Raw genomic sequence first — 15,895 nt, 5'->3', positions numbered from 1 at the left:
GCCTTTTTTCTTATGCGCGGGCGATGTTGTCAGTGGCGCCCTGTGCTGCCGAATCCACCGGCGCCGCGCTCGCTCTCGGCAAAGTCATCCACGATGTTCAGCTCTGCTTGTACTACCGGCACGATCACGAGTTGCGCAAGGCGCTCCATCGGGTTGAGCACGAACGCCGTGCTGCCACGGTTCCACGTACTGACCATGAGCTGACCCTGGTAGTCCGAGTCGATCAGGCCGACCAGGTTGCCAAGGACGATGCCGTGCTTGTGGCCCATGCCGGAGCGCGGCAGGATCAGTGCGGCATAGCCCGGGTCGGCCAGGTGGATGGCCATGCCGGTCGGGACCAGATGCGTGGTGCCGGGCTCGATGGTGAGCGGGGCGTCGATGCAGGCGCGCAGGTCCAGCCCGGCGCTGCCGGTGGTGGCGTACTGCGGGAGCTGTTCATGCAGGCGGGCGTCGAGTATCTTGACGTCGAGTTTCATGCGGGGCAGGCCGAAGAGGTTGCAGAAGCAGGAGATGGTAGCGCAAACGCCTCGGCCAGCAGCTCGTACGAGCGCAGGCGCGCCTTGTAGCTGGGCGCGACGGTCAGCACGATCAATTCATCGGCGACGAAGCGCTCCTTGAGCGCATGCATCTGCTCGGCCACGGATTCCGGTGTGCCGATGATGCTGCGCGGCCGTTCGCGCATGGCGATGGCCTGGTCGCGCTCGGTGTAGACGTGCGCTTCGCCTTGTTCGACGGTGGGGATCGGGCCATTTACGCCAAGCGCCATCTGCACGCGGCGCAAGTCCACAGCGGCTTCATAGCGGCGCGCCTCGGCTTCGGTGTCTGCCGCGATCACGAAGACGGCGGCGGCGCTATATGGGCGCGCATCGTAGCCGGGCTCGAAGTCCGTGCGGTACTGCTGCGCGACGATGTGCCCGACGTGGGGGTTGATGAAGTGCGCGAACGCGAAACGGATGCCCAGGCGCGCGGCCAGTGCCCCACCAAAATCGCTGGAGCCGAGCATCCACAGCTCGGGTTTGGTATCGATCTCGGGTTGCAGCAGAACGCCGGCTGCCGGGTGGTCCGGCGGCAGGGTGCCTGTCAGGTGCCAGATCAGTTCCTGCACCTGCTGCGGGAAGATGTCGCCGCGGTTGTAGTCGCCCATGGCCACGGCCTGTGCGGTACGCATGTCGCCGCCGGGTGCCCGGCCGACACCCAGGTCGATGCGGTTGGGGAACAGGGCCTCCAGCAGGCGGAATTGCTCGGCCAGCTTGAAGGGGCTGTAGTACGGCAGCATCACGCCGCCGGAGCCCACCCGCAGGTGCTTCGTGGCGCTCGCCACACGGGCAATCATCACTTCCGGCGCGGGGTTGCTCACGCCACGCAGGCCGTGGTGCTCGGCGCACCAGTAGCGCGTGTAGCCGAGCGAGTCCGTGAGTTGCGCCAGGTCGACCGTGGCGGCGATGGCATCGCGTGCGCTGTGGCCGTAGATGACGGGGCTTTGGTCGAGGACTGACAGGCGGATCGGCGCGGCGCTCATGATCGTGCTCCGTGCACGCGGTCGGCGATGGCGGCGACGATCTCGCGTGCGAGCGTCAGCTTGTCGGCGCGCGGCAGCCGCGTGATGCCCTTGGCATCGAAGAGCGCGACTTCGTTGTCGTCGCGGCCGAAGGTCTGATGCCCGAGATTGCCGACCAGCAGCGGAATGCCCTTCTTCTGGCGCTTGGCCTCGCCGAACTCTTCCAGCCGTTCGGTTTCGGCCGCAAAGCCGACGCAGAAAGGCGCATTCGCCCGGCGCGCCACAGCGGCGAGGATGTCCGGGTTCTGCGTGAACGTCAGTGCCGGTACGTCGGTGTCGTTCTGCTTCTTGAGCTTTTGCTCCGCGGCTTGTGCCACGCGCCAGTCGGCCACCGCCGCAACGGCGATGAAGATGTCGCTCTTGGCAGCATCCAGCTCGTGCATGACGGCGTCGTGCATCTGCTGGGCGGTTTGCACATCGATGCGTAGCACGCCTGCGGGTGTGTCCTGATGGCACGGCCCGGCGACGAGCGTGACTTCGGCACCGGCCTGAGCTGCCGCCCGTGCCAAAGCGAACCCCATCTTGCCGCTGGACCGGTTCGTGATGCCGCGCACCGGGTCGATCGGCTCGAAGGTCGGGCCGGCTGTCAGCAGCACGCGGTGGCCGCGCAGCAGCTTGGGCTGGAAGAAGCCGATGAGCTGCTCGACGATGTCCTCCGGCTCCAGCATGCGGCCGTCGCCGACTTCGCCGCAGGCCTGGTCGCCGGCATCGGGGCCAAGCAGCGTGACGTCATCCGCGCGCAACTGGGCGGCATTGCGTTGCGTGGCGGGCGCGGCCCACATCTGGCGGTTCATCGCGGGGGCCACGAGCAGCGGGCAATCGCGCGCGATGCACAGCGTGGAGAGCAGATCGTCGGCCATGCCATGCGCGAGCTTGGCGAGAAAGTCTGTGGACGCCGGCGCGATGATGATGGCATCCGCCTCGCGCGAGAGGTCGATGTGCGGCATGTTGTTGCCGATGCGGCCGTCCCACTGCGACGTGAAGACCGGACGACCGGAAAGCGCCTGCATCGTCACCGGGGTGATGAAGTGCGCGGCGGCCTCGGTCATCACCACCTGCACGGTCGCCCCGGCCTTGGTCAACAGCCGCACCAGCTCGGCGGACTTGTAGCACGCGATGCCGCCCGTCAGGCCGAGCACGAAATGTTTGCCTTGCAGTTCCATAACAACCCGCTTGGAAATCCGATTGACGCGATATGCGCGGCAGGATACAACCCGGTGCCCGGGCTTCCTGCTGAACAGTGGCGATGATACCGGCTTGCCCCGCGGCGCGTCCGGCGCCCGGGTTTTTCCTCAAAAGCGTATTCCCGATATGGTTTTCGATCGTTCGGCAGCCCGCAATATCCTCGCCTTGATTGGCGGTTGCTCCATCGCGGCGGCGGTGGTCGGTGCTGTGCTCGTGTGCGGGGCCAAGGCATGGCTGCGCGACGAGCCGAAGCTCGCGCACGCAGACGTGATTGTTGTGCTGGGCGGTGAGTCGGGCCAGCGCGTGATCGGCGCTGCAGAGTTGTATCACGCAGGCGTCGCGCCTCGCGTGTTCGTCAGTGGGCAGGGCGATTGCCTTCTGATCGAGCGCCGCCTTGTGATGGCCGGTGTGCCGGCAGAGCGCATCGGCCACGAATGTGTATCCGGCAGCACGATGGAAAATGCGCGGATGACGCGCGAGACGCTGGCGGATCAGCACGTCAACAGCGCAATCCTGGTCACGAGCTGGTATCACACCGGCCGGGCACTGGCGGTGTTCCGCAAGGTGTGGCCGGAAGTCACTTGGGGTGCGCACGGCGTATTCCCGGGCGACACGCTGGCCAAGTCGGTACCGATCTATGAAGCCGGGTCGATTCTTGCGGAGTACGTCAAACGGGCGTGGTACGCCGTGCGCTACTGGGCCTGAGCCTCATTCGGCGGGCAGGGGCCGCGCATCGGCGGCCAGGTCGTCAAACGAGGGCACGAAGCGGATCGTGTCGCGCTTGTTGGATTCGCGCACCCAGTCGCGCAGCGCACTGCTGGCGTGCAGGTAGGCCGAGATGTCACCTACCACGGCGAGTTTCAATCGGTAGCTCGTGATCTTCTGCGCGATGCGGCCGGCCAGGCCGGTGCGCCGCGCGAAGAACGCGGCATCAAGGCGGCTGACGGGCACCGCAACCATCGTTGCCCCATGCCCTAGCGCCTCGCCGATCAGGTGGTCCAGCGCATCCTGTTCGCTGGCGATGGGCGGGCCGGCCTCGTCAAGGCACAGCACCGCTTCACCATTCCACTGCCGGAGTTCTGGCACTGCAGCCTCAGCGGCGCACGCGCCTCAGTTCGTCGACGATCAGCAGCACCGCGCCGATGGTGATGCCGCAGTCCGCCACGTTGAAGGCCGGCCAGTGGTAGTTGTGCAGGTGGAAGTCGAGGAAGTCCACCACGTGACCGTAGATGACGCGGTCGATCACGTTGCCAAGCGCGCCGCCCAGAATCAGCGCCAGCGCAAAGCAGAACAACTTCTGCCCGCTATGGCGCTTGAGCAGCCACACGATGAACAGCGCAGCTGCTACGCCCAGACCCGTGAAGAACCAGCGCTGCCAGCCCCCCGCCGCCGCCAGGAACGAAAACGCCGCCCCCTTGTTATAGGCGAGCACCAGGTTGAAGAACCCGGTGATCGGGCGCGACTCGCCGTAAGTGAAAGTCTTGAGGACGGCGATCTTGGTCAACTGGTCCAGCAGGATCCAGATGACGGCCAGGCCCAGCCAGGGGCCCACGCCATGACCGCCGCCGCTCTTCTTCAATCCGATCGACTTGCTCTTGCCGTTGTTGCGAGTGGCCATCAGGCAGCGCTCCGTTGTTCACCTGCGCCGAACAGGTTGTCGGTGCAGCGCTTGCAGAGGGTCGGGTGGGCGTGGTCGTGGCCGACATCGGCGCGGTAGTGCCAGCAGCGCTCGCACTTGGCGTGCGTGGACGGCACCACGGTGATGAGCAGATCGCCGCCTTCCGGCGCGCGCTCCAGCTTGGCTGCGGACGTGATCAGCACGAAGCGCAGGTCGTCGCCGAGGCTGGCCAGCGCGTCATGCACCGATTCACCCGCCGACACCGTCACTTCCGCCTGCAGCGACGAGCCGATCTTGCCGTCGATGCGCAGCGCTTCCAGTTGCTTGGTCACTTCGCCGCGCACGTTGCGGATGGCGGCCCACTTCTCGAGCAGCGCGCTGGCGCCTTGCGGTACCGGAGCGTTGTAGTACGTGCTGGTGAAGATGGTGTCGGTGTGCTCCGTGCCGTGCGCAAACACTTGCCACGCTTCTTCTGCCGTGAACGACAGGAACGGCGCCATCCAGTGCAGCATGGCCTGGGTGATGTGGTACAGCGCGTTCTGTGCCGAGCGGCGCGCCACGGAATCGGACGCCGTCGTGTACAGGCGGTCCTTCAGCACGTCGAGGTAGAAGCCGCCCAGGTCTTCCGAGCAGAACGTCTGCAGCTTGGCGACCACCGGGTGGAATTCGTACACGTCGTAGTGCGACAGGACTTCCTTCTGCAACGCATCCGTCATCGCCACGGCGTAGCGGTCGATCTCCAGCCATTGCTCGGTCGGCAGCGCGTGCTTGGCGTGGTCGTAATCCGTCAGGTTGGCGAGCAGGAAGCGCAGCGTGTTGCGGATGCGGCGATAGCCTTCCACCACGCGCTTCAGGATCTCATCCGAGATGGCCAGTTCGCCCGAGTAATCGGTCGAGGCCACCCACAGGCGGATGATCTCGGCGCCCATCTTGTTGGCGATTTCCTGCGGCGCGATCGTGTTACCGATCGACTTGGACATCTTGCGGCCTTCGCCGTCCACCGTGAAGCCGTGCGTCAGCAGGCCCTTGTACGGCGGCTTGCCGTACAGCATCGAAGCCGTCAGCAGCGACGAGTGGAACCAACCGCGGTGCTGGTCAGAGCCTTCCAGATACAGATCAGCCAGGCGGCCGTCCGGCAGGTCGGCCGAAGCGTCGTACAGATCCGCCGCGTGCGAGCCGCGGATGACGTGCCAGTGCGTCGTGCCCGAGTCGAACCACACGTCGAGCGTGTCGCGGTTCTTCTCATACATGTCGGCCTCATCGCCGAGCAGTTCGCGCGGGTCCAGCGTCTGCCAGGCTTCGATGCCGCTCTTTTCGATGCGCTGGGCGACCTGCTCCAGCAGCTCAGGCGTGCGCGGGTGCAGCGCGCCGGTTTCCTTGTGCACGAAGAAGGCCATCGGCACGCCCCATTGGCGCTGGCGCGAGAGCGTCCAGTCCGGGCGGTTGGCGATCATGTTGTGCAGGCGCTGCTTGCCCCACGACGGGTAGAACGCGGTGGCGTCGATGCCCGCGAGCGCGGTCTCGCGCAGCGTGGCGTTGCCGTCGTTGGGCTGCACGTCCATCCCCGCGAACCACTGCGACGTGGCGCGATAGATGATCGGCGTCTTGTGGCGCCAGCAGTGCATGTAGCTGTGCGGGTGCTTGTGGGCGTCGAACAGGTTGCCCGAGTCACGCAGCACCTCGACGATCTTCGGGTTGGCGTCCCAGATCATCTGGCCGCCGAACAGCGGCAGCGTCGATGCGTATACGCCGTTGCCCATCACCGGGTTGATGATTTCCGAGTCCGGCATGCCGTGCGATTTGCAGGACTGGAAGTCTTCCACGCCATACGCCGGTGCGGAGTGGACGATGCCGGTACCGGTGTCGATGGTCACGTAGTCGCCCAGATAGACGGGCGAGGTGCGATCGTAGCCCGCGTCCATCTTGGCGAGCGGATGGTGGAAGCGCACGCCCGAGAGCGCCGCGCCTTCGCACGTGGCCAGCACCGTGCCTTCGAGCTTCCAGCTTTGCAGACAGGCCTCGACGCGCTCCTTGGCGACGATCAGCAGGCCGCGCGGCGTGTCGACCAGCGCGTATTCGATTTCCGGGTGCAGGTTCAGCGCCTGGTTGGAGGGGATCGTCCACGGCGTGGTGGTCCAGATCACAATCCAGCCTGGCTTGGCCTTGAGCACGTCGGCGCCGACGTGGAAGGCGCTCGCCAGTGCGTCGATATCGGCAAACGGGAAGCCGACATCGATCGACAGGTCGGTGCGGTCCGCGTATTCCACTTCGGCTTCAGCCAATGCCGAGCCGCAATCGAAACACCAGTTGACCGGTTTCAGGCCGCGGAAGACGTAGCCCTTCTCCAGGATCTTGCCGAGCGCACGCACTTCATCCGCTTCGTTGCGGAAGTTCATGGTGAGGTACGGATCGGCCCAGTCGCCCAGCACCCCCAGGCGCTCGAAATCCGCCTTCTGGCGTGCGATCTGGCCCGTGGCGTACGCACGCGCCTTTTCTTGCACTTCCTGGACGGGCAGGCCCTTGCCGAACTGCTTCTCGATCTGGATCTCGATCGGCATGCCGTGGCAATCCCAGCCCGGCACGTAGACGGCGTCCAGGCCAGTCAGGCCGCGCGCCTTGATCACCATGTCCTTGAGGATCTTGTTGACCGCGTGGCCGATGTGCAGATCGCCGTTGGCATACGGCGGGCCGTCGTGGAGGATGAACTTCTTCGCGCCCTTGCGTGCGGCGCGGATCTTCTTGTAGAGCTGCTTGTCTTGCCATTGCTTGACCCACAGCGGTTCGCGCTTGGGCAGGTCGCCGCGCATGGGGAACGGGGTGTCCAGCAGGTTGACCGGGTACTTGCTCTTCTCCGGCGTGGGCTTCTTGGAATCGGACATGGTGTGATGTGGGGCAGATTCGGGCAAATCGGATCGGTGCAGGCGCGGCTGACAGTGCAGGGCGCGCGTGCGCAGCGTGTAGCTTCTGGGCGGCGAACGGGTCGGCCGCCTACTGAATTCGGTCGGTGGCGGAGGTGGCGAAGTCGCGCCGAAGCGTTGGCGACTCGCCGGCTGGCGGAATGGGCAGGCCGAAGAACTGCCGCGCGTGAACGCAGTCTTGCGCGATGGCGTCCTTGAGGGCATCGAGCGAATCGTAACGAGCCTCGTCGCGCAGCTTCTTCATGAATTCCACACGCACCAGCTTGCCGTAGACGCTGGCGTGGTAATCGAAGATGTGGACTTCCAGCAGCACGCGGCCGGAGTCGTCCACTGTCGGGCGTACACCGATGCTGGCGACGGCAGGCAACGGTTTTTCGGCCAGCCCGTGCACCTGCACGACAAAGATGCCGGCCACTGCCGGCTTGCGATGCGAGATGCGCAAATTCAGCGTCGGGAAGCCCAGCGAGCGGCCGAGCTTTTGCCCGTGCACCACGTGTCCGCTGATGGCATAACCGTGCCCCAACAGGCGGCGAGCGTGTTCCAGGTCGCCGGCGGCCAGCGCCTCGCGCACGGCCGAGCTGGAGATGCGCACGCCGGACTCCGACACCGAACCCATCTGCTCGACTTCGAAGCCGAACTGGGCACCGGCGGCCTGCAGATAAGCGAAATCGCCAGCGCGCTTGGCGCCGAAGCGGAAATCATCGCCCACCAGCAGCCAGCGCGTGTGCAGGCCATCGACCAGAACATTGCGCACGAACTCGTCCGGCGTCTGCCCGGCGAAATGCGCGTTGAAATGCTCCACGACCACGCGGTCGACGCCCTGGCGGCGCAGGCTTTCCAGCTTGTCGCGCAGCAGTGCAATGCGGGTGGGCGCGCGGTCCGGCATGAAGAATTCGCGCGGATGCGGCTCGAACGTCATCACCGTGAGCGGCAATCCGCGTGCGTCGGCCGCCGCGCGTGCGCGGGCCAGCAAAGACTGGTGCCCGCGATGTACGCCGTCGAAGTTGCCGATGGTCAACGCGCAGGGCGCGCGACTTTCGGCGTTGGGCAAGCCGCGAAAGACTTTCACGAGAAGCGTCGGTGGTCGAGGAAAGGAGAAGTGCGTTTTCGTGCCGGATTGGCGTGACAGCCGCCAAAATCCAGCAAAACGCACATTATATAAGGGATTGCCCCATCCCCGGCGCGCATGCGGCGGGGTGTCGGGGTGTTGCACAATCGTCCGAACGGTGCGCCCGTGCGGCGCATGCTTGCGGCACAATCCGGTATCCCGTTTCTTCCCGATATTTCCTTGAACGCCTCGCTGCGCCTTTTCTTCGCCAAGTTCGGGCTTGCCAGCCGCGCGCCGCTTGAACTGGACGCCCGAGCCAAGCTGCTCGCCGCCGTGCATCGCGGGGCGCCCATGGGGATTGCCGCCTCGGTCGTGCTGCCCGCCTTGACGGTCGCCGCGTTCTGGGACGCCTCTAACCGCCCGGTGTTGCTGGGCTGGTGTCTGATCATGCTGTGCCTGACGGCGTCAGGTCTGCGCTTCTATTTTGGCTATCGCTACGACCTGACCCGCATGACGCTGGCCCCGCACACCCGCAAGTGGTGGACGGGCATGCACGTGATGTCGGCGGTCGGTGGGGTGGCGTGGGGCTGTTCGGCCGGGCTGTATCTGATGTCGCCGTCGCTCGAGTTCAGCAGTCTGCTGATGATCGTGATCATCGGTGTGGCGGCGGCAGCGGTGTTGTCGCAGGCGCCGGTGCCGTCCAGCCTGCTGATCCTCGGGACTGGCATCCTTGCGCCGCACTTTGTGCTGGCCGACCAGGCATTTCCGGGGCACGGGCTGTATTTGCGCGGCGTGCTGCTGTTCTTTGCGGCCCTGCTGACGCGGCATGCCGTCAACATCCACAACACGCTGGTGCGCGAAATCCAGCTTGAGAACGAGAGCCGCCAGCTTGCTCGCCGCTATCAGGACGAAAAGCAGCGCGCGTTGTCGGCATCGGAAGAAAAATCGCGCTTCCTGGCGGCCGCCAGCCACGACTTGCGTCAGCCGGTGCATGCGATCGTGCTCCTGGTGGAGGCGCTGCGGGCGCGCAACCAGTCGGAATCCTTGGCGCCGCTGGTGGAGCAACTGGCCTCTGGCGCGGCGACCATCGACTTGCTGTTCCGCTCGCTGCTGGACCTGTCCAAGCTGGAGAGCCGCAAGACCTCGCCCACGCTGGAGCCGGTCGATCTGGGCGAGGTCATCACCGAAGTGGTCCAGCAGTTCATGCCGGATGCGCGCGCCAAGGGCCTGACGCTCGCGGCGCGTATTCCGCCGCTGCCGGTGTTCGGTATGGCCGAGCCGGTGCTGCTGCGCCGGGCGCTGTTCAACCTGCTGCAGAACGCGCTGCGCTACACCGAGCGCGGCGGCGTGATGGTGGCGCTGCGCGTGCGGCAGAAACATCTGCGGATCGAGGTGTGGGATACCGGTATCGGCATCGCGCCTGAGCACCAGAAAGACATCTTCTCGACGTACTACCAGGTTGAAAACCCCGAGCGCGATCCGAGTCAGGGCCTGGGTTTGGGCCTGTCGATCTACAAGGAATGTGTGCGGCTGCTGCGCGGCACGTTTGGCGTGCGCTCGGTGCCGGGGCGCGGTTCGATGTTCTGGATGGCGCTCCGGCCGGTGCCCGCCGAAATCAAGGCGCCGCTGGCCACGCAGCCACGCGCCGAGCAGAAGCGCGCCGTGCTCGATCAGCCGCGGTTCTCGGGCGTGGTGCTGGTGGTAGACGACGATCCGCAGATTCGCAAGGCGTGGCACGCGCTGCTCGAAGCGTGGGGCGTGGAAGTCCACAGCGCCGCCGATGGCCGCTCCGCCGAGCAACTGCTGGCGCGCGGCATCCGCCCGCAGATCATCTTCTGCGACCTGCGCCTGCCCGGCGAGGAGGATGGCCTGCAACTGCTCGAGCGCTGGCAAGTCAGCCACCCCGATGCCCACGCCGTGCTGCTGACTGGCGATCGCAACTCCGCCGCCCTGGCGCGCGCCGAAGAAGCCGGCTATCTGCTGCTGGCCAAGCCGATGGACCCGAACATGCTGCGCGTGCTGCTCAAGCGCTGGCTGCGCGGCCGCTCAGCCGAGCCGCAGGTCGCTTATTGACGGTCATGTGAAACGGCGCCGTGAAGGGCGCCGTCGGAATGCTCGGATGGGGCGTCTGGCTCAGGCAGCGCCCGTCAGGCGAAAGCGTTCCATGCGCGAGATGATCTGGATGCGCGTGCGCACGCCCAGCCGCTGCAGAATCGCCGAGACGTGCTCTTTGACGGTGTTTTCCGTCAGGCCCAACTGGCGCGCGATCGATTTGTTGGGCAGGCCCTCGAGCAGCAGCGCCAGCACCGAGCCCTGGCGCGGCGTCAGTCCCAGTTCTGCCGGCGTGATGGGGATGCCGTGCGAGGCACCGCCCTTGCCGTTGATGCCTCCCATGTCGTCTTCCGACGGGAAGGAGGCATCGCCGCCGAAAATGCCGGCCACTGCCTTGGAGAAAGCATGGGCATCGGCGTGCTTGCCGATGAAGCCGATGGCGCCCAGGGCTTGGGCCTTGGCAACGATTTCTGGCGTGTTTTCCGCCGACATGAAGGCAAAGCGCGCTTCCGGCAGTTTGCCGCGCAGCTCGCGCATGGCGTCGAAGCCGGTGCAATCGGACAGCCACACGTCCAGCAGCACGACGTCCGGTCGGACGCCTTCTTCCACCAGCGCAAGCGCCTGGCGCCGGCCAATAGCCGCGTGCACCTGAACTTCAGGCAAGGCGTGTGCAAGAAACGTGGTCGTGCCAGATAAGGCGAGAGGGTGGTCGTCGACCACCAGCAGGCTACGCAGCGAGCTCGTCATTCTTATTCCCCGGTGAGGGCAATGCCCTCTTGTTGTTGTACGCGTGTCGACCCGGCGCGGGCGATGGTCGACGAGCCGGGTGTCTTACCCTGTGCCGATCGACCGTCACGGTATTGCCCGCACGATGTTGCAGCGCAGGATGAACAGGCGTTTGATACGCGTCGGATCATCGCTGGCAGCCCACCCGACCCCTCGGGAGCGCGGACAATTATGGCGCTGAGATTATCAGAGCGCGCCAAAGCGCGCCAACGGTTGCCCCTTCCTTTTGCCGCCATGACAGCGTTTTCGCCGGCATGCGTCGGCAAAATGCCACGGTGACTGCAAAAGCGCCCGCGGCATGGCTGTGCAGGCGTCACACCCGATTTTCTCGGGGAACTCCGGCGCACTTGATAAAATGCCGCGATGAAAAACATCGTCATTCTCATTTCCGGACGCGGTTCCAATATGGAAGCCATTGTCCGCGCCTGTCAGGCCGAAGGTTGGTCGGGACGCATTGCCGCCGTCATTTCTAATCGGCCCGATGCGGCAGGACTTAAATTTGCCGCGTCACACGGCATCGCCACCGCGGTGGTCGACCACAAGGCGTTCCCCGATCGCGACAGCTTTGACGCCGCCCTGGCGCAGGTGATCGACGGCTTTTCGCCGGATCTGGTGGTGCTGGCCGGCTTCATGCGCATCCTTACGCCGGGCTTCGTCAAACGCTACGCCGGGCGCATGCTGAACATTCATCCGTCGCTGCTGCCGTGCTTTCCCGGTTTGCACACGCACGAGGCCGCGCTGGCCATGGGCGTGAAGGTGCATGGCGCGACTGTGCATTTCGTCACCGCTGACCTGGACCACGGCCCGATCGTGCTGCAAGCCATCATCGACGTACGTCAGGACGACACGCCGGACTCGCTGGCCGGGCGGCTTCTGGCACAGGAACACACGATTTACCCGCGTGCCGTGCGCTGGTTCGTGGAAGGGCGGTTGTCGATCGAAGACGGTGTTGTGCGCGTCTCGCCGGACGAGTCGCAGCTTGTTATTGGCGTCTACGCCCGGGAGGCAGCATGAGCCAGAATCGTCAGCGTTCGGGCGGCAATGGAAGTGGCGGGGCGGGCAACAAGCGCGCGGGTTCCGGTGGCGGTGGCTGGTATCGGGCACCGCAGGGCAAGCCCGCGCCGCGCAGTGCTCCGCGCCCGCGCACGGGCGTGCATGGCAGCCACCTGGAGCACCTGGACAAGGTGCTTGCGCGCCTGCTGCACTTTGCGGCGCCCGCCGACATGGTGGTCAGCCAATACTTCCGTGAGCATCACGAACTTGGCCACCGCGAGCGCGGCATCATCGCTGAAGCGGCCTTTGCCGTGCTGCGCCGCAAGGTGGAATTCGGCCAGTTTGCCGAGAGCGGCACCGGCCCGGCGCGCCGTCGACTGGTGCTGCTCGGCTTGCTGCAGACTGCCGGACGCGAGGCCATTGCGCCATTCCTGAACCCGGCCGAAGCAGAATGGCTGGATCGATGGGAAAACCGTGACCGCGCCGCGCTGGCGGCCCGCGTGCGCGCCAATCTGCCCGACTGGCTGTTCGACGCGCTGGTCGCACAGCACGGTGCGGACTTCACCGAGGCACTGGCGCAAGCGTGGCTCACGCCTGCGCCTCTGGACTTGCGTGTGAATACGCTCAAGGGCGAGCGCGAAGCCGTGCTCGCAACACTGGCCGAAGCCGGTATCGAGGGCGCTGCGGCACCGCTGTCGCCGGTGGGCATTCGCCTGGCGGGCAAGCCGGCGTTGAACAAGCTCGATATCTTCACCAACGGCACGGTCGAGGTACAGGACGAGGGCAGCCAACTGCTCTGCCAATTGCTGGCACCCAAGCGCGGCGAGATGGTGGTTGATTTCTGTGCCGGCGCCGGTGGCAAGACCTTGGCGATCGGCGCGGCGATGCGCTCGACCGGGCGCCTGTATGCCTTCGACGTATCGGAAAAGCGCTTGTCGAACCTGGGCCCGCGCCTGGCGCGCAGCGGCCTGTCAAATGTGCACCCCGGCCGCATCGACAGCGAGCACGATGCCAAGGTCAAGCGCCTGGCGGGCAAGATCGATCGCGTGCTGGTCGACGCCCCGTGCAGCGGCTTGGGCACGCTGCGCCGCAATCCGGACCTGAAGTGGCGCCAATCTGCGCAGGCCGTGGAAGAAATGTCGGCCAAGCAGCTGTCGATCCTGACATCGGCGGCGCGGCTGCTGAAGCCGGGTGGCCGCCTCGTCTACGCGACCTGCAGCGTGCTGGCGCGCGAGAATCAGCAGGTGGTCGAGCAGTTTCTGGCCGCCCATGAAGACTTCGTGCTCGTGCCCGCGGGTGAGGTGCTGGCCGCGCAGAAGATCGCCCTCGAAATGGGGCCCTACCTGGAGCTGTATCCGCACACGCACCAGACTGACGGCTTCTTCGCGGCCGTGCTGGAGCGCCGCGCATGATGTTGCGCCGCTTGGGTTGGCTGCTGGCCGCATGGCTGGTGTTTGCCGCAGGTGGCGTGGCTCAGGCCCGCAGCACGCCGCCGGTGCTGCCGGCCAAGGGTACGGTGCAGGCAGCGTTCACGCCCGACGATGACATCGAAGGGTTGTTGGCCGACGCCATCGATCAGGCGCGCGAGCAGGTGCTGGTGCAGGCGTACCTGCTGTCGAACAGGGCGATTACGCGTGCGCTGGTGGCAGCGCATCAGCGCGGGGTGGACGTGCGTGTGCTGGCCGATCGCGAGCAGATGACGCGCTCCGGCGGCAGCCGCGTGCCCGAGGTCGCGAATGCGGGCATCCCCGTGTGGCTGGAGGTGCGCTACAGGAACGCGCACAACAAGGTCATCGTGATCGACCCGCGCGGCGCGCATCCGGTGCTGGTTACCGGCAGCTTCAACTTTACGCAGACCGCGCAGCGCGGCAATGCCGAGAACGTACTGATCGTGCGCGGCGACGCCGATCTCGCCCAGCGCTATGCCGCCAATTGGCAGAAGCATGTGGGCGATGCGTTGCCCTATCGGACCCAATAAGGGTTTGTAATAACCGGTCACGCCAATGAACGGATTGCCGCTGAATCTCAACCATATCGCGCTGGGTCACATGATCGACGACATCGTCTCCGATCTGGGTGGACCTCGCTTTATCTGGCAACTGGGCGTGCTGGTGCTGGTGCTCGTTGCCGCGTGGCTGATCGCGCGGCCGATTTCGCGGCGCTTGCATACGGCCCATGCGAACGACACGTTCGCGCTGCGTTTTGCCTGGTCGAGCCTGGAGCGGGCGATGTTCCCGTTGATTGGCTGGCTGCTGGTGCTTGGTGCGCGCTATGCCTTGATCGGCACCATGCCGATCAGCGTATTCCGCCTGGCTGCGGTGCCGCTGTTTGGCCTGGCGATTCTCTATCTCGGCTTCTACGTGCTGCGCCGCGTGCTGTCGGCCAATGGCGAGCTGCACGGCATGCTTGTCGTCGCCGAGCGTGTGCTGACCACGCTGATGTGGATCGGCATGGTGCTCTACGTGCTGGGTGTGCTGGGCGATGTGGTGGATTACCTCGACGGCATTCGCTTTGCGCTCGGCGGCAAGCAGAAGGTGAGCCTCGCCGCCATGCTGATGGGCGTGGTGTGGATTCTCGTCACCGTGCTCGTGGCGATGTGGTTCGGCTCGTGGCTGGACAGCCGTATTACGCGTGCTTCGGCCATCGATGCCAACCTGAAGGTGGTGCTGTCGCGGGTGACCAAGGCAGCGCTGCTGCTGGTGTCGCTGCTGCTGAGCCTGTCGCTGGTAGGCATCGATTTGACGGTGTTGTCGGTGTTTGGCGGGGCGCTCGGCGTGGGGCTGGGCTTTGGCTTGCAGAAGATCGCCAGCAATTACGTCTCGGGCTTCATCATCCTGCTTGAGCGCTCGCTCAAGCTTGGCGATCAGATTACGGTCAGCACATACACCGGCATCGTCACGCAGATCCGCACGCGCTACACCGTGGTGCGCAACGGCGATGGCGATACGCTCGTGCCGAACGAACTGATGGTCGCGCAGGCCGTGCAGAACCACAACGAACGCGGCACCGTGCGCGTGGCGGTGCGCGTGCAGGCATCGTATGCCGCTGATCCGGAAGCGGTGCTGGCGCTGCTGCTGCAATGCGCAGAGGGCATTCCACGCATTCTTCCCGAGCCCGCACCCGCCGCCTTCATGGCCCTGTTTGCCGACAGCGGCATCGAGTACGAACTCGGCGTGTGGATCGGCGATCCGCACAACGGCAAGCTGGGCGTGCAGTCTGACCTGAACCGCGCGATCTATCGCCGCTTCAAAGAGGCCGGCATCGACATTCCATATCCGCAACGGGAAGTGCGTGTGCTCGGGCCGTTGGCGCTGCAGCAGGGCGCTTCGAGCACTTCGGGTGATGCTGCAGCCTCATCCAGCGCATCCGTGCCGACCTAACACATCTATAGGCGGAACGGTGCCCACTTGTCTGAGGTCAAATCAGCGGTTTTCCCCCATGGAATAGAGGGGGTATTCGGTTAAAATGCTGAGTGCTCCCACAAAGGATCAGACGGGCCGTCGCAAAGGGCATAGCACTTGCGACAAAGCACCGCAAACACCTTGTATTGCGCTGGGGCGGAGGTCATATGGGTAGCAGCCGCAAGCTCGCCGATGTGACGCGCAAGCCGGGTGCCAACACCCGAATCCCCGCCAACACGACCCCATTGTCGTAACGCTGCGACAGCGGATGGCCTTAAGAGGCAGCATCGTCCGGATTGATTTGACGGACCAAAGGCTGCTTTGATCACCCGAGTT

General features: G+C 65.4%; 14 protein-coding genes. 6 read left to right on the top strand and 8 right to left on the bottom strand.

The annotated features are described in order from the left end of the window. Nucleotides 1-29: 29 nt before the first annotated feature. From dut to coaBC, 3 genes are read right to left on the bottom strand one after another with little or no spacing between them, the layout of a single operon-like run. Nucleotides 30-476: a dUTP diphosphatase gene (gene dut / locus ACTJK6_RS15290; protein WP_024974963.1), complete on the bottom strand. Its 447-nt coding sequence runs from the start codon at nt 474-476 to the stop codon at nt 30-32. Continuing rightward, nucleotides 473-1,519 carry an LLM class flavin-dependent oxidoreductase gene (locus tag ACTJK6_RS15285; RefSeq protein ID WP_260802030.1) on the bottom strand — a complete coding sequence of 349 codons (1,047 nt, stop codon included), beginning with the start codon at nt 1,517-1,519 and terminating at the stop codon, nt 473-475. The genes dut and ACTJK6_RS15285 overlap by 4 nt, the downstream gene beginning before the upstream one ends. Beyond that, on the bottom strand, nt 1,516-2,721 hold the full coding sequence (gene coaBC, locus ACTJK6_RS15280; protein ID WP_440839500.1) for a bifunctional phosphopantothenoylcysteine decarboxylase/phosphopantothenate--cysteine ligase CoaBC: 1,206 nt from the start codon (nt 2,719-2,721) through the stop codon (nt 1,516-1,518). Before coaBC ends, ACTJK6_RS15285 begins: the two co-directional genes overlap by 4 nt. A gap of 148 nt (nt 2,722-2,869) precedes the next feature. Between coaBC and ACTJK6_RS15275 the strand changes: the two genes are divergently transcribed. After that, on the top strand, nt 2,870-3,448 hold the full coding sequence (locus ACTJK6_RS15275; protein WP_440839499.1) for a YdcF family protein: 579 nt from the start codon (nt 2,870-2,872) through the stop codon (nt 3,446-3,448). Nucleotides 3,449-3,451: 3 nt separating this feature from the next. Here ACTJK6_RS15275 and ACTJK6_RS15270 read toward each other — a convergent pair whose 3' ends face one another. The 4 genes from ACTJK6_RS15270 to ACTJK6_RS15255 form a co-directional block, all read right to left on the bottom strand. Beyond that, on the bottom strand, nt 3,452-3,829 hold the full coding sequence (locus tag ACTJK6_RS15270) for a DUF4180 domain-containing protein (protein ID WP_414560967.1): 378 nt from the start codon (nt 3,827-3,829) through the stop codon (nt 3,452-3,454). Nucleotides 3,830-3,836: 7 nt separating this feature from the next. Then, a complete protein-coding gene (lspA, locus tag ACTJK6_RS15265; protein ID WP_322017462.1) occupies nt 3,837-4,361 on the bottom strand; it encodes a signal peptidase II in 525 nt (174 codons plus the stop codon). After that, a complete protein-coding gene (gene ileS, locus ACTJK6_RS15260; protein WP_440839498.1) occupies nt 4,361-7,240 on the bottom strand; it encodes an isoleucine--tRNA ligase in 2,880 nt (959 codons plus the stop codon). The genes lspA and ileS overlap by 1 nt, the downstream gene beginning before the upstream one ends. A 109-nt stretch (nt 7,241-7,349) precedes the next feature. After that, nucleotides 7,350-8,348 carry a bifunctional riboflavin kinase/FAD synthetase gene (locus tag ACTJK6_RS15255; RefSeq protein WP_260802025.1) on the bottom strand — a complete coding sequence of 333 codons (999 nt, stop codon included), beginning with the start codon at nt 8,346-8,348 and terminating at the stop codon, nt 7,350-7,352. Nucleotides 8,349-8,567: 219 nt separating this feature from the next. Between ACTJK6_RS15255 and ACTJK6_RS15250 the strand changes: the two genes are divergently transcribed. Beyond that, entirely contained in the window at nt 8,568-10,400 is a 1,833-nt protein-coding gene (locus tag ACTJK6_RS15250; protein ID WP_232040804.1) for an ATP-binding response regulator, read from the top strand. Nucleotides 10,401-10,460: 60 nt separating this feature from the next. On the opposite strand, the gene ACTJK6_RS15245 is transcribed toward ACTJK6_RS15250, so the two are convergent. Next, nucleotides 10,461-11,126 carry a response regulator transcription factor gene (locus ACTJK6_RS15245; RefSeq protein ID WP_004631976.1) on the bottom strand — a complete coding sequence of 222 codons (666 nt, stop codon included), beginning with the start codon at nt 11,124-11,126 and terminating at the stop codon, nt 10,461-10,463. Between the two features lie 402 nt (nt 11,127-11,528). On the opposite strand from ACTJK6_RS15245, the gene purN reads away from it, so the two are divergent. Genes purN through ACTJK6_RS15225 form a run of 4 tightly spaced genes read left to right on the top strand, consistent with a single transcriptional unit; the run spans nt 11,529 to nt 15,538 of the window. Then, nucleotides 11,529-12,179, top strand: a complete 651-nt coding sequence (purN, locus tag ACTJK6_RS15240; RefSeq protein ID WP_440817194.1) for a phosphoribosylglycinamide formyltransferase — start codon at nt 11,529-11,531, stop codon at nt 12,177-12,179. Further along, nucleotides 12,176-13,570 (top strand): RsmB/NOP family class I SAM-dependent RNA methyltransferase, encoded by a 1,395-nt coding sequence (locus ACTJK6_RS15235; RefSeq protein WP_322017460.1) that lies wholly within the window; start codon nt 12,176-12,178, stop codon nt 13,568-13,570. The genes purN and ACTJK6_RS15235 overlap by 4 nt, the downstream gene beginning before the upstream one ends. Further along, nucleotides 13,567-14,136: a phospholipase D family protein gene (locus tag ACTJK6_RS15230; RefSeq protein WP_440839497.1), complete on the top strand. Its 570-nt coding sequence runs from the start codon at nt 13,567-13,569 to the stop codon at nt 14,134-14,136. Before ACTJK6_RS15235 ends, ACTJK6_RS15230 begins: the two co-directional genes overlap by 4 nt. 25 nt (nt 14,137-14,161) lie before the next feature. After that, nucleotides 14,162-15,538, top strand: coding sequence for a mechanosensitive ion channel family protein (locus tag ACTJK6_RS15225; RefSeq protein WP_322017444.1), 1,377 nt, complete (start codon nt 14,162-14,164; stop codon nt 15,536-15,538). Nucleotides 15,539-15,895 lie beyond the last annotated feature (357 nt).

This window comes from Ralstonia sp. 22086 (assembly GCF_052045975.1).
GTDB lineage: Bacteria > Pseudomonadota > Gammaproteobacteria > Burkholderiales > Burkholderiaceae > Ralstonia > Ralstonia wenshanensis.
This window is presented reverse-complemented; position numbering and strand designations above follow the sequence as displayed.

Coding starts and splice junctions, on each gene's coding strand:
- purN (WP_440817194.1), top strand. CDS start 11,529: ATGAAAAACATCGTCATTCTCATTTCCGGACGCGGTTCCAATATGGAA.
- ACTJK6_RS15225 (WP_322017444.1), top strand. CDS start 14,162: ATGAACGGATTGCCGCTGAATCTCAACCATATCGCGCTGGGTCACATG.
- lspA (WP_322017462.1), bottom strand. CDS start 4,361: ATGGCCACTCGCAACAACGGCAAGAGCAAGTCGATCGGATTGAAGAAG.
- coaBC (WP_440839500.1), bottom strand. CDS start 2,721: ATGGAACTGCAAGGCAAACATTTCGTGCTCGGCCTGACGGGCGGCATC.
- ACTJK6_RS15285 (WP_260802030.1), bottom strand. CDS start 1,519: ATGAGCGCCGCGCCGATCCGCCTGTCAGTCCTCGACCAAAGCCCCGTC.
- ACTJK6_RS15235 (WP_322017460.1), top strand. CDS start 12,176: ATGAGCCAGAATCGTCAGCGTTCGGGCGGCAATGGAAGTGGCGGGGCG.
- ACTJK6_RS15245 (WP_004631976.1), bottom strand. CDS start 11,126: ATGACGAGCTCGCTGCGTAGCCTGCTGGTGGTCGACGACCACCCTCTC.
- ACTJK6_RS15275 (WP_440839499.1), top strand. CDS start 2,870: ATGGTTTTCGATCGTTCGGCAGCCCGCAATATCCTCGCCTTGATTGGC.
- ACTJK6_RS15230 (WP_440839497.1), top strand. CDS start 13,567: ATGATGTTGCGCCGCTTGGGTTGGCTGCTGGCCGCATGGCTGGTGTTT.
- dut (WP_024974963.1), bottom strand. CDS start 476: ATGAAACTCGACGTCAAGATACTCGACGCCCGCCTGCATGAACAGCTC.
- ileS (WP_440839498.1), bottom strand. CDS start 7,240: ATGTCCGATTCCAAGAAGCCCACGCCGGAGAAGAGCAAGTACCCGGTC.